22 protein-coding genes, 1 tRNA gene and 4 pseudogenes are annotated in these 25,976 nt (G+C 41.0%); 13 read left to right on the top strand and 14 right to left on the bottom strand.

Going from position 1 to position 25,976, the window contains the following annotated elements:
• Positions 1-42 precede the first annotated feature (42 nt).
• Both JCM15074_RS01545 and hemL read left to right on the top strand, forming a co-directional pair.
• Positions 43-1,752, top strand: a complete 1,710-nt coding sequence (locus tag JCM15074_RS01545; protein ID WP_025819541.1) for a chloride channel protein — start codon at positions 43-45, stop codon at positions 1,750-1,752.
• A 303-nt stretch (positions 1,753-2,055) separates the two neighbouring features.
• Positions 2,056-3,339, top strand: coding sequence for a glutamate-1-semialdehyde 2,1-aminomutase (gene hemL, locus JCM15074_RS01540; protein WP_025819539.1), 1,284 nt, complete (start codon positions 2,056-2,058; stop codon positions 3,337-3,339).
• A 55-nt stretch (positions 3,340-3,394) separates the two neighbouring features.
• Here the strand turns inward: hemL and JCM15074_RS01535 are convergent, their stop codons facing one another.
• Together JCM15074_RS01535 and JCM15074_RS20430 are read right to left on the bottom strand one after the other, a co-directional pair.
• Entirely contained in the window at positions 3,395-4,273 is an 879-nt protein-coding gene (locus tag JCM15074_RS01535) for a general secretion pathway protein GspB (protein ID WP_025819537.1), read from the bottom strand.
• Positions 4,273-5,858, bottom strand: a pseudogene (locus JCM15074_RS20430) (ExeA family protein). Before JCM15074_RS20430 ends, JCM15074_RS01535 begins: the two are co-directional and overlap by 1 nt.
• Before the next feature lie 121 nt (positions 5,859-5,979).
• Here JCM15074_RS20430 and JCM15074_RS01525 point away from each other — a divergent pair.
• The 3 genes and pseudogenes from JCM15074_RS01525 to JCM15074_RS25545 all read left to right on the top strand — a co-directional run bounded on the left by JCM15074_RS01525 (position 5,980) and on the right by JCM15074_RS25545 (position 9,169).
• A complete protein-coding gene (locus tag JCM15074_RS01525) occupies positions 5,980-7,209 on the top strand; it encodes a multifunctional CCA addition/repair protein (protein ID WP_025819536.1) in 1,230 nt (409 codons plus the stop codon).
• A 168-nt stretch (positions 7,210-7,377) separates the two neighbouring features.
• On the top strand, positions 7,378-7,644 hold the full coding sequence (locus tag JCM15074_RS01520; protein ID WP_025819535.1) for an Lpp/OprI family alanine-zipper lipoprotein: 267 nt from the start codon (positions 7,378-7,380) through the stop codon (positions 7,642-7,644).
• A gap of 285 nt (positions 7,645-7,929) precedes the next feature.
• Positions 7,930-9,169 (top strand): annotated as a pseudogene (locus JCM15074_RS25545) (Nramp family divalent metal transporter).
• A 44-nt stretch (positions 9,170-9,213) separates the two neighbouring features.
• Here JCM15074_RS25545 and JCM15074_RS01510 read toward each other — a convergent pair.
• The 8 genes and pseudogenes from JCM15074_RS01510 to folB form a co-directional block, all read right to left on the bottom strand.
• Entirely contained in the window at positions 9,214-9,648 is a 435-nt protein-coding gene (locus JCM15074_RS01510; RefSeq protein ID WP_025819533.1) for a hypothetical protein, read from the bottom strand.
• 238 nt (positions 9,649-9,886) lie between these two features.
• Positions 9,887-10,012 (bottom strand): annotated as a pseudogene (locus tag JCM15074_RS23905) (type IV pilin protein); the annotation flags it as partial.
• 156 nt (positions 10,013-10,168) lie between these two features.
• Positions 10,169-11,233, bottom strand: a complete 1,065-nt coding sequence (locus tag JCM15074_RS01500) for a preprotein translocase subunit SecY (protein WP_051536799.1) — start codon at positions 11,231-11,233, stop codon at positions 10,169-10,171.
• Positions 11,234-11,447: 214 nt separating this feature from the next.
• Positions 11,448-12,344, bottom strand: coding sequence for a L,D-transpeptidase family protein (locus tag JCM15074_RS01495; RefSeq protein ID WP_025819531.1), 897 nt, complete (start codon positions 12,342-12,344; stop codon positions 11,448-11,450).
• 23 nt (positions 12,345-12,367) lie between these two features.
• Entirely contained in the window at positions 12,368-13,201 is an 834-nt protein-coding gene (locus JCM15074_RS01490; protein ID WP_025819530.1) for a putative RNA methyltransferase, read from the bottom strand.
• A gap of 37 nt (positions 13,202-13,238) precedes the next feature.
• A complete protein-coding gene (locus JCM15074_RS01485; protein WP_025819528.1) occupies positions 13,239-14,039 on the bottom strand; it encodes an undecaprenyl-diphosphate phosphatase in 801 nt (266 codons plus the stop codon).
• 20 nt (positions 14,040-14,059) lie between these two features.
• Positions 14,060-14,557, bottom strand: a complete 498-nt coding sequence (gene folK / locus JCM15074_RS01480; protein WP_025819527.1) for a 2-amino-4-hydroxy-6-hydroxymethyldihydropteridine diphosphokinase — start codon at positions 14,555-14,557, stop codon at positions 14,060-14,062.
• A 2-nt stretch (positions 14,558-14,559) separates the two neighbouring features.
• On the bottom strand, positions 14,560-14,913 hold the full coding sequence (folB, locus tag JCM15074_RS01475; RefSeq protein ID WP_025819525.1) for a dihydroneopterin aldolase: 354 nt from the start codon (positions 14,911-14,913) through the stop codon (positions 14,560-14,562).
• Positions 14,914-15,186: 273 nt separating this feature from the next.
• On the opposite strand from folB, the gene plsY reads away from it, so the two are divergent.
• Positions 15,187-15,768, top strand: coding sequence for a glycerol-3-phosphate 1-O-acyltransferase PlsY (gene plsY / locus JCM15074_RS01470; RefSeq protein ID WP_373278863.1), 582 nt, complete (start codon positions 15,187-15,189; stop codon positions 15,766-15,768).
• A 63-nt stretch (positions 15,769-15,831) separates the two neighbouring features.
• On the opposite strand, the pseudogene tsaD reads toward plsY, so the two are convergent.
• Positions 15,832-16,847, bottom strand: a pseudogene (gene tsaD, locus JCM15074_RS20420) (tRNA (adenosine(37)-N6)-threonylcarbamoyltransferase complex transferase subunit TsaD).
• Positions 16,848-17,175: 328 nt separating this feature from the next.
• On the opposite strand from tsaD, the gene rpsU reads away from it, so the two are divergent.
• From rpsU to JCM15074_RS01440, 5 genes are all read left to right on the top strand, one after another.
• Positions 17,176-17,391, top strand: coding sequence for a 30S ribosomal protein S21 (rpsU, locus tag JCM15074_RS01460; protein ID WP_006080725.1), 216 nt, complete (start codon positions 17,176-17,178; stop codon positions 17,389-17,391).
• A gap of 6 nt (positions 17,392-17,397) precedes the next feature.
• Positions 17,398-17,841, top strand: a complete 444-nt coding sequence (locus JCM15074_RS01455; protein WP_025819517.1) for a GatB/YqeY domain-containing protein — start codon at positions 17,398-17,400, stop codon at positions 17,839-17,841.
• Positions 17,842-17,927: 86 nt separating this feature from the next.
• Positions 17,928-19,664 (top strand): DNA primase, encoded by a 1,737-nt coding sequence (gene dnaG, locus JCM15074_RS01450; protein ID WP_025819515.1) that lies wholly within the window; start codon positions 17,928-17,930, stop codon positions 19,662-19,664.
• Between the two features lie 135 nt (positions 19,665-19,799).
• The gene (rpoD, locus tag JCM15074_RS01445; protein ID WP_148300708.1) at positions 19,800-21,641 is read left to right on the top strand and encodes an RNA polymerase sigma factor RpoD; all 1,842 of its coding nucleotides are present in this window, start codon (positions 19,800-19,802) and stop codon (positions 21,639-21,641) included.
• Between the two features lie 546 nt (positions 21,642-22,187).
• On the top strand, positions 22,188-23,657 hold the full coding sequence (locus tag JCM15074_RS01440; RefSeq protein ID WP_199899763.1) for an MFS transporter: 1,470 nt from the start codon (positions 22,188-22,190) through the stop codon (positions 23,655-23,657).
• Between the two features lie 56 nt (positions 23,658-23,713).
• Here JCM15074_RS01440 and JCM15074_RS01435 read toward each other — a convergent pair whose 3' ends face one another.
• Together JCM15074_RS01435 and tpx are read right to left on the bottom strand one after the other, a co-directional pair.
• Positions 23,714-24,109, bottom strand: a complete 396-nt coding sequence (locus tag JCM15074_RS01435) for a cupin domain-containing protein (protein ID WP_025819511.1) — start codon at positions 24,107-24,109, stop codon at positions 23,714-23,716.
• A gap of 12 nt (positions 24,110-24,121) precedes the next feature.
• The gene (gene tpx / locus JCM15074_RS01430) at positions 24,122-24,628 is read right to left on the bottom strand and encodes a thiol peroxidase (protein ID WP_025819510.1); all 507 of its coding nucleotides are present in this window, start codon (positions 24,626-24,628) and stop codon (positions 24,122-24,124) included.
• A gap of 269 nt (positions 24,629-24,897) precedes the next feature.
• Here tpx and JCM15074_RS01425 point away from each other — a divergent pair.
• Together JCM15074_RS01425 and tsaA are read left to right on the top strand one after the other, a co-directional pair.
• A tRNA-Ile gene (locus JCM15074_RS01425) sits at positions 24,898-24,974 on the top strand.
• 147 nt (positions 24,975-25,121) lie between these two features.
• Positions 25,122-25,595, top strand: coding sequence for a tRNA (N6-threonylcarbamoyladenosine(37)-N6)-methyltransferase TrmO (tsaA, locus tag JCM15074_RS01420; protein WP_051536798.1), 474 nt, complete (start codon positions 25,122-25,124; stop codon positions 25,593-25,595).
• Positions 25,596-25,658: 63 nt separating this feature from the next.
• On the opposite strand, the gene JCM15074_RS25540 is transcribed toward tsaA, so the two are convergent.
• A complete protein-coding gene (locus tag JCM15074_RS25540; RefSeq protein WP_373278860.1) occupies positions 25,659-25,856 on the bottom strand; it encodes a cytochrome c3 family protein in 198 nt (65 codons plus the stop codon).
• Positions 25,857-25,976: the final 120 nt, after the last annotated feature.

The following is a 25,976-nucleotide window of genomic DNA, read 5'->3' as shown; positions in this document are numbered from 1 at the left end:
CATTTAAATTAACGTATCCGCCATGGATTAGGTTGGGCTTAAGTGCAGCAAACAATAACAACAAAAATAGCGAATATAAAAACCTATTTGCGCACCAGACTCAAAGATCAACTTTCGCAATCTAAGATCACCGTCCAATTATGCTTATTGGCAGTGGTCTTTTCGGTGTTGGCTTCAGCGGTGATTGTATTGTTTCGGTTGCTTATCGAATGGGCCAATAACGCCACTCAAACCACAAATCTCGATTTTACGGTGATAAGTTATGACTGGCGAGTGCTACTGCCGCTTTTTGGTGCCTTTTTTATTTGGATTTTTGCAAAACTGGGATCAAAACGTTACAAACGTATGGGCATCGCTTATGTACTACATAAAGTAAAAATTTATTATGGCAAGATCCCACTGGCTTCAATTCCTGCGCAATTCTTTCAAGCCTTCTTCGCATTAGCAGGCAATTTTTCAGTAGGTAAAGAAGGTCCAGCAGTTCACTTAGGTGCAGCTTGTGCCAGTATTCTAGCAGAGCGCTTTCAACTGCCTAATAACAGCGTCCGCATTATGTGTGCCAGTGGTATAGCAGCGGGAATAGCGGCAATATACAATGCTCCATTAGCCGCCGTTATTTTTGTATTTGAAGTGATCCTTCGTGAGTACAAAATCCATTATTTTTTCCCGATTATGATTGCCGCTATTTGTGGCACCTTATCAAGCCGTCTATTTTTTGGTGATGTGCATGAGTTTGAAGCGATTCAAGTTATCCATATCCCATTAGATCATTACCCATTACTCGCTGTTGGTGGCCTTATTTTAGGCTGCGTTGCAGCGGCCTTTAATTACGGTTTACTGTTTGTTACCGCGCGCCATCAGCATAAACCCTTGTACCAACGTTTACTTCTCGCAGGTATCGTAACTACATTAATTGGCTTAATTTACCCACAAGCGCTGGGTTCTAGTGATTTAGCGATTGACCATGTATTAAGTCAAAATCCGGGCTTAATACTATTACTCGGATTACTGGTCGCTAAAGCCATAGCCACCATTGCCGCCATCGGTTTAGGGGTTCCCGGCGGCTTAATTGGCCCACTTTATGGATTGGGTGCGATCATTGGCGCGATTCTGTCGATGGCAATCGCCAGTATTTTCCCCTCTACCGCACCTTTTATCGGTTTATATACCGTAATAGGCATGACCGCAATGATGGGAGTTTGTCTAAGTGCACCACTTGCCGCTTTGGTTGCGCTACTTGAGTTAACCAATGATGCCTCGATTATCTTGCCTGCAATGTTTGTCAGTATTCCTGCTTACTTGCTGGCTTATCAAACCTTTAAAACTAAGCCCATATTTTTACAGCAATTAACCATTATGGGATTGGAATACAAAGTGCCAGTAGTGGAATTAGGACTACAAAAGATAGGTGTTCGTGCCGTGATGAATCGTAATTTTGTGGTGGTGAATCAACAGCCGCAGTTGCTACTTGAAGTGATGAAGCGCGCAGAGGGCCGTCCGGTATTATTTCGCAATAAACAGCATGAAATCGAAATGGTACAACTGGCAATGCACAATAATGATAACGCCTCCTCATTATCACACCATAAAATAGAGGGGGTCAGTGATAATATGACCCTCTGTGAAGTCTATCGCTTACTCGCACCAACTCGCACCGGTGAAGTCTATGTTTATCAAGATTCAACTGATAATATTATTGGGGTGATTGGCTGGCGCGATCTGTATCAGCAAATACGTCAAGCACAGGAATAAGCCATGCTTAAAAGTTGTAAATACAGCTCAATATTAGCCCAAATTTATATTTAAACGTCAAATATAACTAACTGTGAACTGTGACCTTGAAAACAATTTGAACAACTTCACAATAGCGACCAAGAAAAGATTATCGATAGCACGCATATCATTGTACTATCTATCGCTCAAATCAATGTTAACCAAAGCATCTTGCTCGTCTAACCTTGATACCCAATTTTTTTAGATAAGCAGCTCGTCACTGCTTGTTGGATATTTATAAAGTGGGAAGCCATTATCTCCCACCATAATTAAGGATTAACCATGACCCGTTCTGAAGCCTTATTTGAACAAGCTAAGCACTGCATTCCTGGTGGTGTAAACTCACCAGTTCGCGCCTTTAATGGTGTTGGTGGTACGCCTCCATTTATCGAAAAAGCCGATGGTGCTTATATTTTTGATGCTGATGGCAACAAATATATCGATTTTGTTGGCTCATGGGGCCCGATGATCTTAGGTCATAACCACCCTGCTATCCGTGAAGCAGTTCATCAAGCCGTTGAGAATGGTCTTTCTTTTGGTGCGCCAACAGAACTTGAAATTAAGATGGCTGAAAAAGTGATTGAGATGGTGCCATCAATTGAACAAGTGCGTATGGTAAGCTCTGGTACTGAAGCGACTATGAGTGCTATCCGTCTTGCTCGTGGTTTCACTAACCGTGATAAGATTTTAAAGTTTGAAGGTTGCTACCATGGCCACGCCGACTGCTTACTTGTTAAAGCAGGTTCTGGTGCATTAACACTAGGCCAACCAAGCTCTCCAGGTATCCCAGAAGACTTTGCTAAGCATACTCTGACTGCGGTATATAACGATTTAGAGTCTGTTAAAGCCCTATTTGAACAATACCCAGATGCAATCTCTTGCATTATTTTAGAGCCAGTTGCTGGCAACATGAACTGTATTCCACCAATCCCAGGTTTCTTAGAAGGCTTACGTGAGATTTGTGACCAATACGGCGCATTGATGATCATTGACGAAGTGATGACTGGTTTCCGTGTATCTAAGAGCGGCGCACAAGGCCACTACGGTATTACTCCAGACTTAACTACTCTAGGTAAAGTCATTGGTGGCGGTATGCCTGTTGGCGCGTTTGGCGGCCGTAAAGACGTAATGCAATATATTGCACCAACGGGTCCAGTATACCAAGCGGGTACTCTATCTGGTAACCCAATTGCAATGAGCGCAGGTTTAGCGCAAATGGATCAACTATGCCAACCAGGTATTTATGAAGACTTAAGCGCTAAAACAAAGCGTGTAGCTGAAGGCTTTAAAGCTGCGGCTGATAAGCATGGCATCCCGATGGCAATCAACTATGTTGGCGGTATGTTTGGTTTCTTCTTCACTGATGAGCCACAAGTGACCTCATTTGACCAAGTAACTAAGTGCAACATGGATCAATTCCGTGCGTTCTACCACGGCATGCTAAACGAAGGCATCTACTTAGCACCGAGTGCTTATGAAGCTGGCTTCCTATCTATGGCACATGGCGAAGATGAAATTGCAGCAACATTAGCCGCTGCAGATCGCGTGCTAGCAAGCATGAAGTAAATTCGATTTATTCGGATTTTAAAAGGGACCGAATGGTCCCTTTTTGCTATCTTGACTACAACACCGCTGGCACTTTAAATTGATAGCCATCAATCGCTAATACGATATCTCGCGGTCTAATTTCAATAATATCAAGCTTACCGTTAATCTTATCCCCTTGTTGTAACTCTTGACCATCAACATTCAACCAACGTTGACTGGGATCAGAAGCGTAAACATGGGCATTAATATTAAACTCTGGCACCTGTAGCTGTACTCCGGCAGGGAGTTGTCCATAACTTGGAATGGTATCTTTAGGCGTTGCCGGAATAGGATCAAGCGTCGGTTTCGTCACAGGTTTCGCCACTGATTTTTCCGCTTCGACCTCTTTTAACGCCTGCTCAAATGCGGCCAATAAATTATTGTCAGCGCCATGACGGCTCTCAGTTTGCTTTGCTTGAGTTTCAACTTTAGTCACTTCAGTTTTAGTCGATAAGCCGACATCTTTAGCCGCTTGCTGAACCTCATTCTGTAATGACGCTAATAATGCTTTGCCTTGCTCGTTAGCATTCGCGCCTAAAATCACAGGCTCTGCACTATTTTGTGAAGTAGCTTGCATCACAGGCTTAGGCTCTGGCACAGCGGTGATCACTGGCGCGGCCATCATGGCGGGTAACGCAACCGTCTGCGCAAGCTGCACACTATCTTGAGCGAGCCCTTTCACGTTACTGTTTTCATTTACTGTAGGCACAAGTGTTTTACTTTGTTGATAAACAGCTACCCCATAAGCGGTGCCAGCCCCTGCTAACGTTCCAGCAATCAATGCCGCAATCGTCATATAAAAAGGTCGGTAGTTACGCTTAACCGCAGTTTTATATAAGGGTCTTGGTGCACTTAATGGATCTTGATTGTGTTGCTGCTGCGATTTACTGACAGCATCTAATAAAATAGACATTAGTGATGCTCCTGCTTATCAGAAAGTCTTGGCCCTTGTTGACTCAAATATAAATTTAGCTGAATCAAGGTTTGCGCCCCTGCGATGCCATCATCAATTAAGCCATGCTGTCGCTGAAAGCGCTTCACTAATTGCGTTAACGCTACGTCGAACCCAGCTAATGGTCGATGGGGTAACTGATAAACTTGGGCTAATGCATCTGCCAGCCACTGTACTTTAGCCAAACTAGAATTGTGGCCAATCAAGCCTGATGGGGTGCTATCTGCTTTATAAAATAACTCAAAGGTGCCACTAAAATGGTGACTAAACCATGTTCGTTGCACCCAAAATTGTTGTGTTCCTAATTGCAATAACAACTGTTCACCTTTAACAGCCACTAAAGTGGCATAAAAAGGCTGTTCATTATCATCCAACATATAAACCACGGCAGGGTAATTTAATTTAGCTAATGTCAGCCAATTACCTTGCTGTTGATAACATTGCAAACCTTGTAGCATCGCAGACTGGCAGGCGGTTTTAGCTTGGTAAGGCACGGCATGCCATAATCCTAATAATGCTGTTAAAGCGGTGTCAGGTTGATGGTTTGCTGCGATCGCTTGGGTAAAGAATGCATCATCAGCAGTGCTATCATTGTTCACTTCTGAGGCTTCAGAGTTCATCGAGGTCGTCACTCTGGCATCAGTATAATGTTGATTAACAACAAAATAGCTCATGGTAAATGCCACACAAAAGAATATGCCAGCAAGCCAAGGCCAATAGCGAGTACGGTCGGTTTGCGATTGTGTTCCCAGCACCTCATTGGCGGCTAAATCAATCATGTAAGGAGAGATAGAGCTTCCCCTCTACCGTAAGCCGCCATTAATGCCCGTTCACAAAGTAAGTTCACTAAACGCGGTATGCCGCCACTGTATTTATGTAAGGCTTTTATCGCACTGCTGCTAAACAGAGGTTGATGCCGCCCAGCAACTTGTAATCTGTGCTGCACATATAAACCCACTTCCTCTTGGGTTAATGGCATAAGGTGATAACGAGCCGTGATCCGCTGCGCTAACTGTCGTAACTCTTGGCGCTGCAATAATTGTTGTAATTCAGGCTGGCCAATCAGAATAATTTGCAGTAGTTTCTTGGTGTCGGTTTCTAAATTGGTCAGTAATCGCAACTGCTCTAACACTTCAGCCCGCAGGTGCTGTGCTTCATCAATAATTAATAAGGTATGACGTCCCTGCTGATGATTGTTTAATAAAAATTGACTAATAAGATCGGTTAACTGCTTTAGCGTTGGCTTATCACCATATTGGATCCCCAGCTCATCACACAAGGTCGCTAGCAATTCAAGTTCAGTTAACGATGGATTTAGAATAAAGGCAGTATCAGTCGTCTCAGGCAACTGCTTTAATAAACAACGAGATACAGTAGTTTTACCGGTACCCACTTCGCCCGTTAATAATACAAACCCGCCGGTTTCCCCTAACCCGTAGGTTAAGTGGGTTAGCGCTTCTCTGTGTCTATCACTTAAAAATAAAAACTGTGGATTCGGCGCAATTGAAAATGGAATTTCATTTAGGCCAAAAAATGCCTGATACATGTCTCAAGCTATCCTTAAAAAACAATGACGGCTCAAGGTAAAGCCTACAGCTAAAGTTGTCAAAGGCTTTAATAACGGCTTATGGTAAACTAAATTCAATTATTTTGATTTGGATAAGCTCTTGAAAACATACTTAGTTGGCGGCGCAGTACGCGACTCTTTATTACAACTTGAGATAAAAGACAGAGACTATATGGTCGTCGGTGCAACTGTAGAGCAAATGCTTACTGCAGGTTATAGACAAGTCGGTAAAGACTTCCCTGTTTTTTTGCACCCAAAAACCTCGGCAGAATATGCTTTGGCGCGCACTGAGCGCAAAACAGCTGCGGGTTATGGTGGTTTTAGTGTCCATGCCGATAAAGATGTCACCCTTGAACAAGATCTCTTACGCCGAGACTTGACCATTAACGCGATTGCTCAAGATGAGTCGGGACAATTATTCGATCCTTATAACGGCATCGAGGATATCAATAACCGCGTTCTAAGACATGTATCAGACGCCTTTATTGAAGATCCACTTCGAGTCTTACGCGTTGCCCGTTTTGCCGCGCGATTTGCGCATTTAGGCTTTACCATTGCTGATGAAACCATGGCATTAATGCAACAGATTAGCCAAAGCGGTGAATTACAAGCATTAACAGCGGAGCGAGTTTGGCAAGAGCTTGAACGAGCATTAGCCACTGACAGTCCGCATTGTTTTTTTGAAGTACTACGTCAATGCGGTGCACTCAGCATTTTATTGCCTGAATTAAATAACTTATTTGGCGTACCGCAACCTGCGCAATGGCACCCTGAAATCGATACAGGCATCCACACTCTGATGGTATTAACCGCAGCAAGCCAGCTCTCATCACAAACCAAAGTGAGGTTTGCCGCTTTGGTCCACGATCTCGGTAAAGCCGCCACACCAGCAGAACACTGGCCAAAACATCATGGTCATGGCCAACTTGGCATTAAGCTCATTAAACAACTATGTGAACGTTTAAGAATTCCTAATGACTATAAAGAATTAGCAATTCTTGTTAGCGATCTACACCAAAACATCCATAACGCTTATGAATTAAAAGCTGAGACTATTATTAAACTGTTTGATAAAGCCGATATCTGGCGTAAACCGCAACGCTTGCAAGAGATCTTGCTCTGTTGTGAGGCCGATGCCAAGGGGCGCACAGGCTTTGAAAATAGTGACTATCCACAAGCTCACTATATCGAGCAATGTTATCAAGCAGCGCTTACGGTAGTGATAAAAGATATTATTGATGCAGGCTTTACAGGCGCAGCAATCAAGCAAGAATTAGCACAACAAAGAATAGAAAAGGTTAAATTAATAAAAGCTAATTTATGTAATTAACTGCAATAAAAATGAGTAAACATTGACTCAAATGATAAAAAAAACCACACAATTTGAAGGTTTAAGTTATTTTTCGTAGCAAAAAATAATAGCTATGACATAATTAGCGGGGTATCAGCTGCATTAGGTGGCTGGACCTCTATAATCTATTTGTAAGGGATGAACTCCATGAACAAGAAAATGATGATGCTTGCTGGTGTTGCTATGACTGCAATGTTAGGTGGTTGTGCTAACACTTCTGCGCTAGAAGAAAGTGTTGCAAACCTAGGTAACAAAGTTGATCAACTATCAACTCAAGTTGGTGCTCTTAAATCTGAGCAAAGCAACCTATCTGCAGACGTTAAAGACGCAAAAGCTGCAGCTATGGACGCTCAAGCTGAAGCTCAGCGCGCTAACGCACGTATCGACAACATTGCTACTTCTTACAAGAAGTAATATTGTTGATAGAGAATTAGCATTTCTTGACTAATTCTTGAGGCTTGGCTTTCATTGCTTATCGCAGTGGCCAAGCCTTAAATTTATCTGCTTGATTATATTCTTATTAATTAAAGATCATTCGACAACGCCACGCCTCAGTCACACACTTTAACCATTCTTGTTTAATATCGAAATATTAGAACAAGCTAATCGGTGCAGAACATACCACAACATTTTAAATGATATTGATTCTCATTTGCAATTGTAATAATCTGTATCCAGTTCAGTTATTAGGTTATTGCTATGCAAGTGATTACAGCGTCAAATTCAATTGCTCAACCCAAGTTTAAAATCCCATTAAAGCAAAAGTTGATGCTCATCGGCCCCGCATTTATCGCCGCGATTGGTTATATCGATCCGGGTAACTTTGCCACTAATATTGAAGCAGGCGCAAGCTTTGGTTATCAGCTACTGTGGGTGGTACTGTGGGCCAATCTAATGGCGATGCTAATCCAATATCTTTCTGCCAAATTAGGCATTATTACGGGTAAAGATCTTGCAGAACATCTACGAGATCACCTACCCAAATGGGCAATTGTACCTTATTGGTTACAAGCTGAAGTTATTGCAATGGCAACTGATTTAGCAGAATTTATCGGCGCAGCGGTAGGTTTCCAATTACTATTTGGTATCAGCTTAATGCAAGGCGCAGCGATTACCGCCGTTGTCACCATGACCATATTAATGATCAGCAACCGTGGTCAAAAGCCTCTTGAATTAATTATTGCCAGCTTACTTTTATTAGTCGCCGTCATTTATGTGGTTGAACTGTTTATTGCTAGCCCAAATGTCAGTCATATGGCACATGGTATTTTACTACCAACTAAATGATCCTAAGCAAGTCTATTTAGCCGCAGGTATTTTAGGCGCAACCGTCATGCCACATGTGATTTATCTACATTCAGCATTATTTAAAAATAGCTATGGTCTATCAAAACAAGTCCGCTTAAAGTCTACCCGAACAGATGTACTGGTCGCCATGTCGATTGCAGGTTTTGTTAATATCGCCATTATTGCGATGGCCGCTGCAGTATTCCATTACTCAGGCCACCAAACCGTTGCCGAAATAGAAACAGCCTACTTAACCCTAACCCCGCTTGTTGGTCACAGTGCCGCTATCCTATTTGGTGTATCTCTGGTTGCCTCAGGTTTATCATCAACCGTTGTTGGCACCATGGCTGGTCAAGTGGTCATGCAGGGATTTGTGAAGTTTAAAATTCCCATGTTATTAAGGCGTGTATTAACCATGCTACCTGCATTTGTCGTGATTGCGATGGGCATCAATACCACTGAAATATTGGTCATGAGCCAAGTGGTCTTAAGCTTTGGTATTGCACTGGCATTAATTCCATTATTGAAGTTCACTAATGACGTAAAATTAATGGGACAGTTTGCCAATAGCCACTGGGTTAAGTACGCAGGGATTGTAATTGTAGCTTTGGTATTAGCATTGAATGCATATCTACTGGTAACACTTGCCTAATAACCAACAAAGCCCACTCGTTGTGAGCTTTGTTGCATTAAAAATTAGCATCCAGAGTCAATAAGCTCTAGTGAATATTGAGAAGCCATGCCTGCTTGATAACGAATATAACAAGCAGTAGAAGTTATTTCTGCAACTGAACTGGGTTGTTGGCCTACTTTATTTAAAAAGCTGATATACAATGCCCACCATTGACTACCATCACCTAACGGATTGGCTTCTGGCGTATAAAAGACAACGATACCTTGATTTGCAAAATCAGGCATTGAAATAGCTTCTAGCAGTTCAGGAACCCCATTATTATCAGGGTCGTTTGCATAAGGTAAACCGTTTACCGTTGTCACTCCATTAATCACTAGCTCGTTATAAGTATCAAAATTAACGCCATCTATTCGAGCTTGCATCATCATTAAATTGGCCGAGCTAGCAATAGAACCTTTTAATGTTTGTAATACCAACTTGATTAAGAAAGTGATCATTCAGCGGGAGTTCAAGGTACTGTAGACAAGGCGGACATTTGAACGGAATAGTTATTCTATTTTGAAAATGTTCAACGCAGTATACAGTGCCTTGAAACCCGCACGAAGTGAGCTTTTCAGGCCTTTCCATTTCGATGTTGCATTGATTTGAAAGGGAATAGCCATTACTGCATCAATGCGCCTAGAACTGAAAAGGCTGACAAGCTCTGAATAGATCACATCTTTAATCAAATTGGTATAATACACTTCGCTGTGCATCACTGCTCATATTGATAAATTTAGGAGCAGCTACAACCGCTAAAATGCCTAATATAATAATAACAACAACTAATTCAATTAAGGTAAATCCATTTACTCTACGCATTCGTTATCCCATGCTCAATACAGCAGTCATCATGTACACTGTATTATGAATAAATTGCTCTTAAGGCTCAATTAGCCGAAATAACCAAATTTAATCGCTTGTATAAACAAAAGAGCCCACAATAATGTGGGCTCTTTGGTGTTAACAGCTATAAATTTAATTCTCAGCACTCATCTCTGCTTGACCTAACCATTGATAATGTTGATTAGGTTTACGGCTCACAAGACCTTCAGTCTGAAGCTGTTTAAATAGCTTATCAACTTCTTCGGTATTAAGCTTGAATAAGCGTGCAATTGCACGTTTTGAGCAATTAACGCGATTGTCACTTAATGCTTCAATGACTAATTCATAGGTTGATTTTTCAGGTTCTACCTCTGTCGACTGAGGCTCTTGCTGGCTATCCTCAGTCGCAAATTCCGTTTTCATCGGCGCTAATAGACGCTCTGTTGCTTCTGGCGTCATCGGTGTATAGGCATCAAATGTCATTGGTTGATTACGGTAGAACTGGTGTCTAAAACGAACCTCCTCACCAATTAGACCAACAAAGAAGGCCGCGAAAAAATCCAGTAAGACCGCAAGGAATACCACTAATCCTAATTGTGCGGCTTGGCTGGTGATATGCAATGATTGCGCAATACTATCAATTAACCCAATCACAGAACCTTGGCCAACAACAGGTAAACTGTCACGCTCCATCGCTAGCTTTTGTTGCTCTTCGCGTAGCTTAGCATTTTCAACCTGAATACGTTTTACGCCGGTGGCGATACGCTCCATCTCAATATACTTTTCTGCCGCTTCATTATTAAGTGCAATCTGCTTATCAATGGCAGTAATCTGCATATTAAACGCATCGACTTTACTTTGCTGAATATTGACATGCTCTTGCGCTTTATTGGTCGCACTATTGATACCACCAATTGAGCCACCAATCGAAATAGCCGCTAAAATGCCATAAAATACCAATGCCGTTAATGCGCCTGAGTAGTTACCTCTAGAGCGACGCTCACCCACTTCATACCAAGCAAAAAACTTACCGAGTTCAAAAATAACCGCTAATGAACCAAACAGGAACTTCATTAATGGATCATCGTCGATTGACAAGAATAGTAATAATGAAAACACAATTGAGGCAGCAATAGATGCGCCAGTAAAACTATAAACCGTCCACATCGCGAACGGTCCTTTAGGGTATCTAACAGGTATATTTTGATTGTACAGCATAGTAAAGAGATCTATCGTCGAGAGCTAAACGCAATAACTGCAATTATGCAGTCAGAAAAAGGCTTGCAGGATACCTTAAAATTAACTAACTCCCTAAAAAACAGCATAAAAAGCTGACACTTTGCCGATAATATATGCAAATTAACTATTTGAGTTCAATTTTAATACAATAAAAAACCACCCGTAGGTGGCTTTCTTTACATAACCGTATTGCTTAATTAAGTTGCACTTGAGCGGGCAAGCCACTTTGCGCAAGTAAAGCATCTGTCACTTTACGAGAATCTACGTCAGCTTGAGTAGTAAACTTAAGTGCTTGTTGCGAAAGCTTAATCACATTTTGGCTGCCATCAGAGCGAGAAAGTGGCGAGTAAACTTCAAAAATTTTAACGCCATTAGGCTCATTTGAAAATTTAACAGGCTGATTAATAATCCGTACCGGTTCGCCATATTTAACCTTATCAAACAACCATTCAATATCATCAGGGTTTAAGCGAATACAACCGGCACTGACACGCATTCCCACGCCAAAATCTTTGTTGGTACCATGGATCAAATAACTGCCATCACCATAAGCCAACTGCATAGCAAACTTACCTAATGGATTGTCAGGTCCCGCAGGTACGATACGCGGTAACACCTCTCCCCGTTCCTCTAAGTGCTCTTGACGAATACTGGCTGGAGGTGTCCAGCTTGGATTAGGAATTCGGGCTTTAATTTTAGTGGTCATTTCAGGCGTTTCCCGCCCGACACGACCAATACCAATTGGAAATACGTGCACTTCACGTTTATTTTTTGGATAAAAATACAAACGTAATTCAGGTAAATTGATCACGATTCCTTTATACGCGGTATCAGGCAATAACATTTGGGTTGGAATAATCAAATCCAATCCCGGCGTTGGAAGAAATGGGTCCACGCCAGGATTACTTTCCATCAACTCCAAAATACCGACATTATATTGTTTAGCAATCGTTTGAAAATATTCACCCTTTTGCACAATATGATGCTGGATTTCTCCGATTAACCGACTGCCATTAGTCGGCAAAGAATAAACGTTTGCCCACGTACTGGCAGACATTAATAATGCCAATCCCAAAATAATTACGCGCATAAATTGTACCTATTATTATAGTTTTAAGCCTGTTTTACAGCCAAGGTTACCACAAAATCAAACTCTAATTGATTAATGGCATGACTACCGATTTCATGTCTAACCTTATCATTTGCACGCCAAGCGTAAGGCGTTGTATCAAGTAGTGTTAACGCATTTTCACCACTAACATCAACGGTATATCGCACCTCTTTATTAGCAACCAATGACACTGTTTTAGGCAGATTTAAACTAAATGGTTTTTCAGTTAAATCAGGATAAATATGTTGTTTCAGTTGCCATAAATGACGAGGACCAGGTGACACTGTCAATAACAAGCCATTAGGCTTCAATACGCGAACAGCCTCTTTGCCTTTCAATTGCTGATCGATAACCGTCACTAAATCAAGACTATTATCAGCAAAAGGTAAGGTTTTATGACTGACTAAGAAATACTGACTGACACTATCAGTTTTAGTGGCAGCAAATAGTGCATTTTCAGCTTCACTCAAACCCCATTGTTGTAACGCTAACTGCGGTAATTGCAGTGCTAACTGCTCAGCAAGCGCACGAATATAAAAACCATCACCACAATTTAAATCACAATGTAATACTTGCTGATGCTGAGCTAATTGGTCAGCCAATAATGTCGCCATTTGCTCAACAACAGCATCAAACATGCCAGAAGCCAACATGAACTTTTTAGCACGTAAAACTTGTCTTGAGTCGGTATCTACCCGTTTTTTAGGTAAACCAAAGACCCAATAACCCTGCTGATTACGGTCAAAGTGATGTTTATTATCACAATGTAAACCTTGTGATTGCTGATGAATATGCAACGCTTGTTGGCACGTTGGACACTGAAATAAAGCTGACATTAAATAACCTTGTTAACGCCAAAATTGGCATCATTTATTACAGAAAAATAAAACCGCACAGGAATATCCCAAGCGCTAAACGATAAATCACAAATGGCATCATGCCCATCTTGCTAATCACTTTCAAAAACAAGTGAATACAAAGATATGCTGCGGCAAAAGACATCACTACACCAAGCGCTAATGCTTGATAGTCAATAGCAACACCTTCACTGACTAAATCTTTACCCATTAATAATGCCGCGCCTAAAATCACAGGAATCGACATTAAGAATGAAAAACGCGCGGCGGCTTCACGCTTTAGGCCTAACATTAATGCGGCAGTAATAGTTGCACCTGAACGTGAAGTACCAGGAATTAATGCTAACGCTTGCGCAAAACCAATTAATAAAGCCTTACGCCACCCCGTCTGATATTCAGTTAATTCATCACGCGACATTTTATCTGCCAACCATAATAATAAACCAAAAATCACGGTGGTAATCGCAATCACACCGGGACCACGTAAATGGGTTTCAATCATATCCTTAAAGGTGAAGCCCAGAATAACAGCGGGCAATGTCGCTAAGATAATCCACCAAGCAAGTTTGCTGTCATCACTGTGCTGACCTTTAAAAATGCTAGCCAGCCACGCCGTCAACATCGCCCAAATTTCTTGCCTAAAATATAATATTACCGCTAATAACGAACCAATATGTACAGCAACATCAAATGATAAACCTTGATCCTGCCAACCGAATAACTGTGCAGGTAAAATAAGATGTGCCGAGCTTGAAATAGGTAAAAATTCTGTCAATCCCTGAATTAACGCAAGAATAATAACTTGTAAGGTATCCATGTTGTTCCCTGAAAATTGAGTTATTGAGGTGCAACCCAATTAAACTCGATTGGCCATAATTGTTGTTTATTTTTATCGTAAGCTTGCCATAACTCTTGGTAAGTCTGGTGCGTTCCGGGATGACACATTTGCGGTGCAATATCCGCTAATGGCCATAGCACAAAAGCATTTTCAGTCACTTCAGCGCGAGGTAATACTATTGGTAATTGACACACTAAATCGTCATACAATAAAAGATCGATATCGACCGTACGAGAGCTGAACTTTTTAGCCCCTAAAATACGCCCATGACGGCTCTCTATCTGCTTAAACTCAGCAACAGTTTGCTCAATCGTCAATGTTGTTTTAGCAGCCACCACCATATTTAAAAAATTGTCGCCAGCAAAGCCAACAGACTCGCTCTCATACACAGGTGATAACGCGACTATCTCAAACGCGTCCGACAAATCATTTAATGCTAATGTCAAATGATGCTGTGGCTCAATATTACTGCCTAAGCTAATATAAATAAGCGCCATAATTAGCAATGGCCTCGTTCTATTTCAACACCAACTGCTGCCGCAGTTGGTACTGCACCAGGCTTCATTACTTTAACTTTAACCCATGGCACATTAAATTCGGTCATCACACAGCGCGCCACCATCTCAGCAATGGTTTCAATTAATTCAACAGGCTGTTCAGTGAGCAATGCCGTCAGTCTATTTGCCACAGTTTCATAACATAAAGCATGCTCATAATCGTCTTTAACTGCCGCTAAACGATTATCCCAAGCCATATCTAAATCCAGTAATAAGGTTTGATGAATTTGTTTTTCCCACTCATAAACACCAATAACGGTATCTACCCTAAGCTGACGTATAAGTACCTTATCCATCTCTACTCCAATCACAAAAACAATGAGGTCTGACAAGCTAGCGCGTTGAAAAGGGGTACAATAGCGCTAAATGCAAATAATTACAGCCAAACGGTTTCTTACCACGTTATAACACAGTAGGATAGTGCCACAATTGCTAACACCATCAATTTAGTTTGAGTGATTTAATGATAGCAATGACCGTTTCCCAACTGATGGCAATAATTAAGAGCGCGATAATACCCTAAGACGGATAAGGAAACCAATTTGAGCAGCATCGCTGTTACGATTTTAATGATATTGCTCGCATATCTAGCGGGCTCTATTTCAAGTGCTATCGTCGTATGTAAAATATGGCGCTTACCCGATCCTCGCACTCAAGGTTCAGGCAATCCCGGTGCCACCAACGTACTTCGCCTTGGTGGCGCGCTGCCAGCTATCACCGTTCTATTTTTTGATATGTTAAAAGGGGCGGTTCCAACCTATTGCGCTTATTTGATGGGGATCGATGCAGTCTCATTAGGCTTAATTGCAATTGCGGCATGTTTAGGTCATATCTACCCGCTGTTTTTCGGTTTTAAAGGCGGTAAAGGTGTCGCCACAGCATTAGGCGCAATGGCACCTATTGGTGGTGGTTTGGCACTTTGCCTAATTGCCACTTGGTTATTGTCAGTACTGATTACCCGCTATTCATCTGGCGCGGCGATAATTACCTCATTATCTGCGCCTCTTTTTACTTGGTGGCTAGATGATAGATTTACCATTCCAGTAGCGATGCTTTCAACACTGATTATTATTCGTCATAAAGATAATATAAAACGCTTACTGGCAGGTACTGAGCCTAAAGTCACCGATAAAAAATTAAACAAAAAATAGTCTTACTCCATTAGATACAATAAAGGCGCTCATTGAGCGCCTTTATTTATATTTACCTGCAGATTAATCTACAGCTGGTAACGTATCTAATGGCCAACGAGGCTGACCTTTAACGGCTAAATCTTCAAACACACCTGACTTTAATCGTTGCAGACCAGCATAGGCGATCATTGCGCCATTATCGGTACAAAACTCACCACGTGGATAATAAACTTGGCCACCAATGCTTTGCATCAAGTCGGCTAAAGAGGTTTGTAAACGAGTGTTGGCACTTACGCCACCGGCAATCACTAAGCGGGTATACCCCGTTTGCTTAAGCGCACGGCGACACTTAATCGCTAAGGTATCTACCACAGCTTCTTCAAATGCACGGGCAATATTAGCGCGGGTTTGTAAGTCATCAGGTTCTTTGGCAATGGTATTTGCGGCAAACGTTTTCAAACCTGAAAAACTAAAATCCAAACCAGGTCTATCGGTCATCGGACGTGGAAACTTATAACAATTTGGCTCACCTTGTGCAGCCAATTTCGATAAACGCGGACCACCTGGATAATCTAATCCCATTAATTTTGCATCTTATCGAATGACTCACCAGCAGCATCGTCAACCGACTCGCCCATCACTTCATAACGGCCAATGCCTTTGACATCAACTAACATGGTATGACCGCCTGAAACAAGCAGTGCAATAAATGGAAATTCAGGAGGGTTGTCTTCTAGCATAGGGGCTAACAAATGGCCTTCCATATGATGTACACCAACCGCAGGCTTATCCCAAGAAAACGCTAACGCACGCCCCACACAAGCACCTACCAATAACGCCCCAATTAAGCCAGGACCTTTGGTATAAGCAATGCCATCGAGATCTTCAATACGAGTATTGGCATCCGCTAATGCTTGACGAATTAAAGGCACAATTTTGCGCACATGATCACGCGAAGCCAATTCAGGCACCACTCCACCATAATCCGCATGTAACTTTACTTGGCTATATAATGCATGTGACAACAAGCCTTGTTGCTCATCATAAACAGCAATACCTGTCTCATCACAGGATGTCTCAATACCTAAAACCCGCATCGTATCTCGTCTATTTGTGTAAAAACGGTTAATTCTACTCTGTTACTATCAAGCACTTCAAGAGAGCAATTCCCCTTATAACATACAAATATCACTACTTTTAGCGTACTTTCGATAATAAATTAGCAGCTTAAGCATCTAGTCACTTGCGCCCAGATACAAACCAAATTATTATTCGCAATGGATTTGTATGTGACAAAATTCACCCTTGCAAATCACTTTAGGGGTTTACAAGGGGGGTGCAGTCAGTATAAAATTCCGCACCATTTTAAATCATCTTGAGTCAAGTCATTGACTCGCACAACCTACACCTAAGGGGTGATGGCGTATGCCAATTATTAAAGTACGTGAAAACGAACCATTCGACGTAGCACTACGTCGTTTCAAGCGCTCTTGTGAAAAAGCTGGTATCCTAGCTGACGTTCGCGCTCGTGAATTCTACGAGAAGCCAACAACTGCACGTAAGCGCGCTAAAGCGGCTGCAGTTAAGCGTCTTGCTAAGAAGCTTTCTCGCGAAAACGCACGTCGCGTACGTTTATACTAATCCGTTATGAGCCTAATTGATCAGCTAAAAGACCAAATGAAGAAAGCTATGTTAGCCAAAGAAAAGGCTAAATTAGGCACGATTCGTTTGGCATTAGCCGCCATCAAACAGATTGAAGTGGATACCCGCGAAACTCTGACTGATGACCAAGCTATAGCTGTCTTAACCAAAATGGTCAAACAACGCCGTGATTCGATTGCTCAATATGAAGCAGCAAATCGTCCGGAGTTGGCAGCAATTGAAGCAGCAGAGATTCAAGTAATTGAAACTTTCCTGCCTAAACCTCTGTCAGAGGAAGAAGTTGCTGCAATTATTGATGAAACTATCGCACAGGTAGGCGCATCGACTATGGCGGACATGGGCAAAGTAATGGGTGCACTTAAAGTAAAAGTTCAGGGTCGTGCAGATATGGGTGCCATTGGTGCTTTAATCCGTGCAAAACTGAAGTAAAACGCTTTTAGTGTTACAACAAGCCGTGCTTTTGCGCGGCTTGTTTGTTTTTAATCGCTACAAATGGCAGATAACACGATAATTACATGGCAATTCCTCGTGACTTTATCAATGAGCTAATCGCTCGCACTGACATCGTCGAATTAATCGACCATAAAGTGCCACTCAAAAAAGCAGGTAAAAACTACTCTGCTTGTTGCCCTTTTCATAGCGAAAAATCTCCATCATTTACCGTTAGCCAAGACAAACAGTTTTATCATTGTTTTGGTTGTGGTGCACATGGCAATGCCATCGATTTTGTCATGGAGTACGACCGTTTAGAGTTTCTTGATGCCATTGATGAATTGGCAGGCCAACATGGTTTAGAAGTCCCACGCGAGCAAGGCACCGGCACACGCCGTGATGAAGGTCTTAGCCGAGATTTGTATCAGTTAATGGAAGAAGCCAGTCTTTATTTCCAACATCAACTTAAAGCTGATACTGATAAACAAAAAGTGGTCGATTATCTTGAAATGCGTGGTTTAAGTGACGATGTAGTAAAACATTTCGGTATCGGCTTCGCGCCTGATAGTTGGGATGGTTTATTAAGCCGTTACCGCAGTAATCAAGATGCACAAGATAAACTATTAACCGCCGGAATGGTTATTGCCAAAGACAATGGCCGCCGTTATGACCGTTTTCGCGATAGGCTAATGTTCCCTATCCGTGATCGTCGCGGACGCGTTATTGCATTTGGTGGTAGAGTTTTAGGTGATGGTACACCAAAGTACTTGAATTCGCCGGAAACGCCCATATTTCATAAAGGCAATGAACTTTATGGCCTCTACGAGCTAAAGCAAAAGCATCGTGATGTCGATAAGATCTTAATTGTTGAAGGCTATATGGATGTGGTTGCACTGGCTCAATTTGGTGTCGACTATGCAGTTGCCTCTTTAGGTACATCAACAACAGCAGAACAATTACAGTTATTGCTTCGTAATGCTCACCAAGTGGTGTGTTGTTACGATGGTGATAATGCTGGTAAAGATGCTGCATGGCGTGCTTTAGAAACAGCACTACCACTGTTGAAACCGGGTGACCAGATTAAATTCATGTTCTTGCCCCAAGGGGAAGATCCTGATTCTATGGTGCGTAAAATAGGCAAAACCGCCTTTGAAGCATTAATAGAAAGTGCCCAAAATTTAGCTGACTTTTTGTTTGATACCTTGGCGCAAAAATACGGTACAGATAAAGGCAACTTGGCTAAGCAAGCCATTGCCCTCATTGAAAAAGTTCAAGACACTGTACTGCAAAATTTATTGCTCGAAAATCTTGCACATAAGCTCGGCATGAATAGTGGCGAAGATTTAAAAAAGAAAATTGGTTTTAACACCAAGGTCAGTACACAACCCTTAGCTAAAAAAGGCTTAAAAGGACGTGGAACCCCATTAAGACTGGCGATCGCATTACTATTACAAGACCCAAAAGTAGGTTTTGGTTTAGCCGTGCAACCAGCATTAAAACATATCAAAATGGCCGGTGTTGACCTCTTGATAACTTTGCTAGATATAACTCGAACGCAACAGCTTAGCAGCGCGCAACTACTTGAAGAATTCAGAAATAAACCGGAGCACGGTACTCTGAAAAAAATTGCCCAATGGGAGCATCAAGTGGCGGATGCCAACGTGTTACAAGAGTTTAAAAAGTCCCTGATTTGGTTGAACAATCAATATATTGAGCAACGCTATCAGGAATTGAGCCTAAAACAGACTCATACAAAAGAAGAAAAAGTCCAGCTATCTAAGTTGATCTCTATCATAAAAAATGCGCGTAACACAAAATAACTGTGTGAATCAAGCACTATGACTAGTAAAGAACAACCTAAATAGCCTATAATTGACGATTTGTGCGGCAGTTAAATATTACTGAATAATTAACTGACCCGTCGTTTTATCAGCTACCAAAATTGGATGATATCTATGGATCAAACTCCGCAGTCGCAACTCAAGCTGTTGCTCGCCAAAGGTAAAGAGCAAGGGTATTTAACCTATGCAGAAGTGAACGACCACTTACCTGCAGACATGGTCGATTCTGACCAGATCGAAGATATTATCCAGATGATAAATGACATGGGTATTCGAGTGTTTGAAGAAGCACCTGATGCCGATGACATGATGATGTCGGAAGACAACACAGACGAAGACGCTGCTGAAGAAGCCGCTGCCGCACTGGCTACGGTAGAAAGTGAGCTAGGTCGCACTACCGACCCTGTACGTATGTATATGCGTGAAATGGGTACTGTTGAGCTATTGACTCGTGAAGGCGAAATTGTCATCGCTAAGCGAATCGAAGAAGGTATTAATACCGTACAGAGCTCAGTAGCAGAATATCCTCAAGCGATCTCTATGATCCTTGAGCAATACGACCGTTATGAAGCTGACGAGCTGCGCTTGTCTGATATTATCTCTGGATTTATCAATCCTGATGAAGATGATATTGCCCCAACAGCGACCCACATTGGTTCAGAATTATCAGATGAACAACTTGATGATGAAGACGATGATGACGATGATGACGATGATGACGATTCAGATGATGAGGCGAACAAAGGCCCCGATCCTGAAGAAGCCAAAGAACGTTTTGGTCAACTACGTACAGCTTACGAGCACTCTTTAGCGGTTATTGCAGCTAAAGGCCGTGAGCACCCAGAATCTACACGTACCTTATTTGAAATTGGCGAGATCTTTAAAGAATTCCGCCTAATGCCTAAGCAGTTTGATAGCTTAGTTAGAAATATGCGTGAAATGATGGACAAAGTACGTGTTCAAGAACGTTTGATCATGAAGCTTTGTGTTGAACAAGCCAAAATGCCGAAGAAGAACTTCGTCAAATTGTTCAGCAATAATGAAAGCAGTATCGAATGGTTTAATGCTGAAATGTCAGCAGGCAAGCCATATTCAGACGGTTTAAAACTTGTTGCTGATGACGTTGAGCGTAGCCGCTCGAAACTAGAAGCAATTGAAGTTGAAACAGGTCTTGCAATCATTGCAATTAAAGATATCAACCGTCGTATGTCAATCGGTGAAGCAAAAGCTCGTCGTGCGAAGAAAGAGATGGTTGAAGCAAACTTACGTCTAGTAATCTCTATTGCTAAAAAGTATACCAACCGTGGCTTACAGTTCTTGGATCTCATTCAAGAAGGTAACATTGGTCTAATGAAAGCAGTAGATAAGTTTGAATACCGCCGTGGTTATAAGTTCTCTACTTATGCAACATGGTGGATCCGTCAGGCAATTACACGTTCTATTGCAGACCAAGCACGTACCATTCGTATTCCAGTACATATGATTGAAACTATCAACAAGTTGAATCGTATTTCTCGTCAAATGCTACAGGAAATGGGTCGAGAGCCTTCTCCTGAAGAGTTGGCAGAACGTATGATGATGCCTGAAGATAAGATCCGTAAAGTACTTAAGATTGCTAAAGAGCCAATCTCAATGGAAACCCCTATCGGTGATGATGAAGATTCACACTTAGGCGATTTCATTGAAGATACAACGCTTGAGCTACCTTTAGACTCTGCAACTAGTGAGAGCTTAAAGAGCGCAACTCACGAAGTGCTAGCAGGCCTAACAGCTCGTGAAGCTAAAGTATTGCGTATGCGTTTTGGTATCGACATGAACACTGACCATACTCTAGAAGAAGTGGGTAAGCAGTTCGACGTTACCCGTGAGCGTATTCGTCAGATTGAAGCAAAGGCGTTGCGTAAACTACGTCACCCTTCTCGCTCAGAGATCTTAAAATCATTCTTAGACGAATAGTCAGAGTTAAATGATTCAATAAAAGCCTGCCATCGTGCAGGCTTTTTTATTAGTCTGAATAAATGAAAAATACATTGTAGAGATAAATATTCCGTTCACTATTTATAGTAAATATGAAATTTATTGATAAATAACGAATAATAATATAAATAGCATGCAGTTAATATATATAAGCCTAGATATCATTTAATTTAAATTTAAACACATAATGTTATTTAAATTAACTCATTAATTCAATCTAGGTTAAATAGATGATACTTTTAAAAGGTTAAATATAAAAAACAAAGTCAATAAGATGATACCCCCTTACCCCATATAATTGTAAATATAGTTAACAAGATGTATCGATGGAAGTTCTCAAAACAAGGAATTATCTCAAACTACTGTTTTTTATAGAAAAAAAATTAAAACGCATTAGATAACTACTTATTTTAACAATATATAAGCCTTATTAAAACCAGCAACTTTAAAATAAATTCATTGACGAAGTTTAATGATTTACTATTTAATACCGCCATCAAAATAAGCTTATTTCACCTTCTTTATATGATGACAAATCAAGAAAAGATTGATTCCAACTCGGGTAAGAGTATTCAAAACTATATTGATGAAATACCAACCTGGAGTGACGGCACTGCTACTTTCTATGTTCCAATGACTAAAATTCAATGGAGAATTTGGTTACTTGCAACATCAGGAAAATTCTTTGAAGGCATGGTCGTATTTATGATGGGCTTAACACTCCCATTAATTACCATTCAATTTCATCTTTCTTCACTACAAAAAGGGCTTATCAGTTCTTCAATACTCTTTGGTATTTTAATTGGTGCCAGTGCACTTGGCGGATTAGCTGATATATATGGCCGCAAACGTATGTTCATCATCGAGATGTTCATATTCTCGCTATGCTTAATTGGCCTTGCATTAAGTCCATCAGTGTATTGGATTATATTCTTTAACTTCGGTGTGGGACTCGCATTAGGTTGTGACTACCCTACCGCACATTTAATGATCTCAGAAAATATTCCAACGAATAACCGCGGTAAACTAGTACTCGGTGCATTCGCTTTTCAATCAATTGGCGTATTTTTAGGAATTTTGGTAGGCATTGTCGTATTAAGCTACAGTGATGATATCAATGCATGGCGTATCATGTATGCAGTTGCTATTCTACCAGCCATTATTATCACAGTTGCACGCTGCTATATCCCAGAAAGTGCCCATTGGTTACTGAATCAAAATAAAGAAAAAGAAGCCGCACATGCACTGCGCACCTTATTAAAACGCACACCACAATATCCAATTAATATCAAAATAGACCGTACTATTGAAAAACCCGATATTGGTTGGTTGAAAGGTTATAAAAAGCTATTCAACAAAAAATACCGTCCAAAAACGCTATTAGCCTCACTACCTTGGTTTATTCAAGACTTAGGCACCTATGGTATTGGTATTTTCACGCCAGTTATTCTAGCAACCATGCTAACCAAAAATACTGTAGCCGATGACTCATTACACGGCACAATCAGCCAAATTATCTATTCAGCGAAAGGCACAGCATTAATTGATGCATTACTTATTGTTGGTGTAATTTTTGCGATTATATATTCAGATAAAATTGGTCGAATGAAATTGCAGATTTATGGGTTTATCGGTTGTGCAGTTGGTTTACTACTGGCAGTTATCTCAACCTACTCCAGCGATAGTGCTCATATATACCTTTTATTTGCAGGGTTCATGTTGTTTAATTTTATGAATAACTTTGGCCCCAATTCACAAACCTACCTAATTTCAGGGGAAGTATTCCCAGTGAGTATTAGAGCAAAAGGGGCAGGCTTTTCAGCTTCTATAGGTAAACTAGGGGCTATTACAACTGCGTTTTTATTCCCTATACTAATGAATACATTTGGCGTATCCCCCGTGCTTATCGCCCTTATATTTACTTCATTATTAGGCGCATGGGTCACCTATCATTATCGATTTGAAACCAGTGGCCAAAATATCGAAAATATCTAAAAAATAAAAAGGCCATACTGCTAAGGTATGGCCTTTTTATAGCGCAAATAGCTCGATTAAAGGTTTAATTCAACCTCAGTTAAATCAAACTCACCATCATGAATATAAACTAACTTAGTGTCTTCAAGATAACGTACTGAATGCACTTGAGTCGCCTTTAAATAAGCTGTTTCACCAACATGATAAACTTGCTCCTCACCATCATGTTGCCACTGACCATCAACCAATATATGAGGTTGAACAGCCATAATCCCAGCCATAACAATCGTCATATCATCACCAGGGTGAAAATGAGGTGTTTCAATCATTCCCTTATTCCAGTGTTCAATCATTAGCACAGCGCCATTTTCATCTGTAGGTAAACTGCCGCGCATTCTAAAACCGGCTGAACCTTCAGGTAACTCCACTAAATGCTTCCAAACGCCGCTATTAGTGATATCTACTTTTTGCATAACTATGTCCACTTACTGTTGAGTAAAAACAGCTAACGCAGCGTCATAGTTTGGCTCATTAGCTGTTTCAGATACTAACTCGCTATAAACCACATTTTGTTGTTCATCAATACAGATAACAGCACGACTGGTTAATCCGGCAATGGGACCATCAACAATGGCAACCCCATAATCTTTAGCGAAAGTTGGCGAGCGAAATACTGACGCATGTTGCACATTTTTAATTCCCTCTAGCTCACAAAAACGTCCTGCAGCAAAAGGTAAGTCAGCAGATATCGCAAGCACATAGGCATTGTCCATACTTGCTATTTTACTATTGAATGCACGTACACTCTGAGCGCACACACCAGTATCAATACTTGGGAAGATACTCAACACCAATTTTTTACCCGCAAAATCAGCTAAAGAGATAGGCGTAAGCTCTGTCGATGTTAAATTGAAATCCGGTGCTTTATCACCAACTTGAGGGAAATGGCCTAATACAGTAATAGGGGTTCCGCGAAAAGTCACTTGAGACATAAACCTATCCTTATAAATGATTGATACCATCAGTTATATACCTCATCACCAATAATAAACAATTAATTTTAGCCATCATGGTAATCGGAAAACTAAAATCCACATATGGATACTACAAATGCCATTGATTTTGTTATTTTTAAGTAATATTGGCTAACAGATAAGCAAACAAACCATTTTTCACAAATTCTTGCCTTTGCACGGGTGACAAGCGCAAATAAAGTTTATATACTCTTTCACGCTTTCGGTAGTGACGACTATCTTAAGTAGGCCCCTTAGCTCAGTTGGTTAGAGCACACGACTCATAATCGTTAGGTCCACAGTTCAAGTCTGTGAGGGGCCACCATGAATTAAACGAAAAAGCCTGCTTTCGAGCAGGCTTTTTTGTATCTGCAATTCAGGCAAGCTTCTATAAAAATGTGCGACAGTCATAAGTTAATCTTTGTCATTTCAGTTACAGTAATCATTAGATTCCAACTCGATATAAAAAATAATGATTGAATTTACTGCCATTGGTTTTGCTAAAACAGCTTATAAAGATATTAGTGATATGCCGATACAAGGTGCGGGTATTGCTAACAACCTTGCACAAATTGTGATTAATGAAGAGCTGCAAGCTGGACTACAAGATTTAGCTGAATTTTCACATATTTATGTTATTTTCCATTTACATAAAATGGGTCAATCGGCACTAACCGTGATCCCTTTTCTTGATACTAAACCCCACGGAATTTTTGCCACCCGGTCACCCAAAAGACCTAACCCAATTGGGCTATCTATTGCTGAGATCGATCATATTGAAGACAATATTATTTTTGTTAAAGATATCGATCTACTTGATGGCACACCGATCTTAGATATTAAGCCGTATATTCAAGCATTTGATAATATTAAACACACTAAAGATGGTTGGTATGAACAGGGAATGGATCCGAAAACAACCCGCTCGGATGATCGTTTCAAATAAATGATCGACTGTTGAAAATAAAAAGAGCCCATATAAATGGGCTCTTTTTAATAACTATTACAATTAACGCTTCATTTCAGGATAAGTAAATTCATGGCATTGATTACAATAAACTTCACTTTGTTTATGCTCTAAATGACAATAACTGCACGGTAAATCTGTACCATAGTGCAAACTATCATGTGGGTTAGGCTCAACACTATGACCTGCATTAGCAGGACGTTTAGTTGATTCAGCACCTCTTGTGCCGTGCCATGACATGCTTCGCATGCGCTCATCTCTGGAATAGTTTTGCGTTTTTGATCGCCATGACAAACACTGCATTCAACTTTGCCTGACTCATTGGTCATCACCTCTTTATGGTAATCTTTTACCCCAAAT

The organism is Shewanella marina JCM 15074, assembly GCF_000614975.1.
GTDB lineage: Bacteria > Pseudomonadota > Gammaproteobacteria > Enterobacterales > Shewanellaceae > Shewanella > Shewanella marina.
The sequence above is the reverse complement of the archived record's forward strand: the minus strand, read 5'-3'. Positions and strand labels throughout refer to the sequence as shown.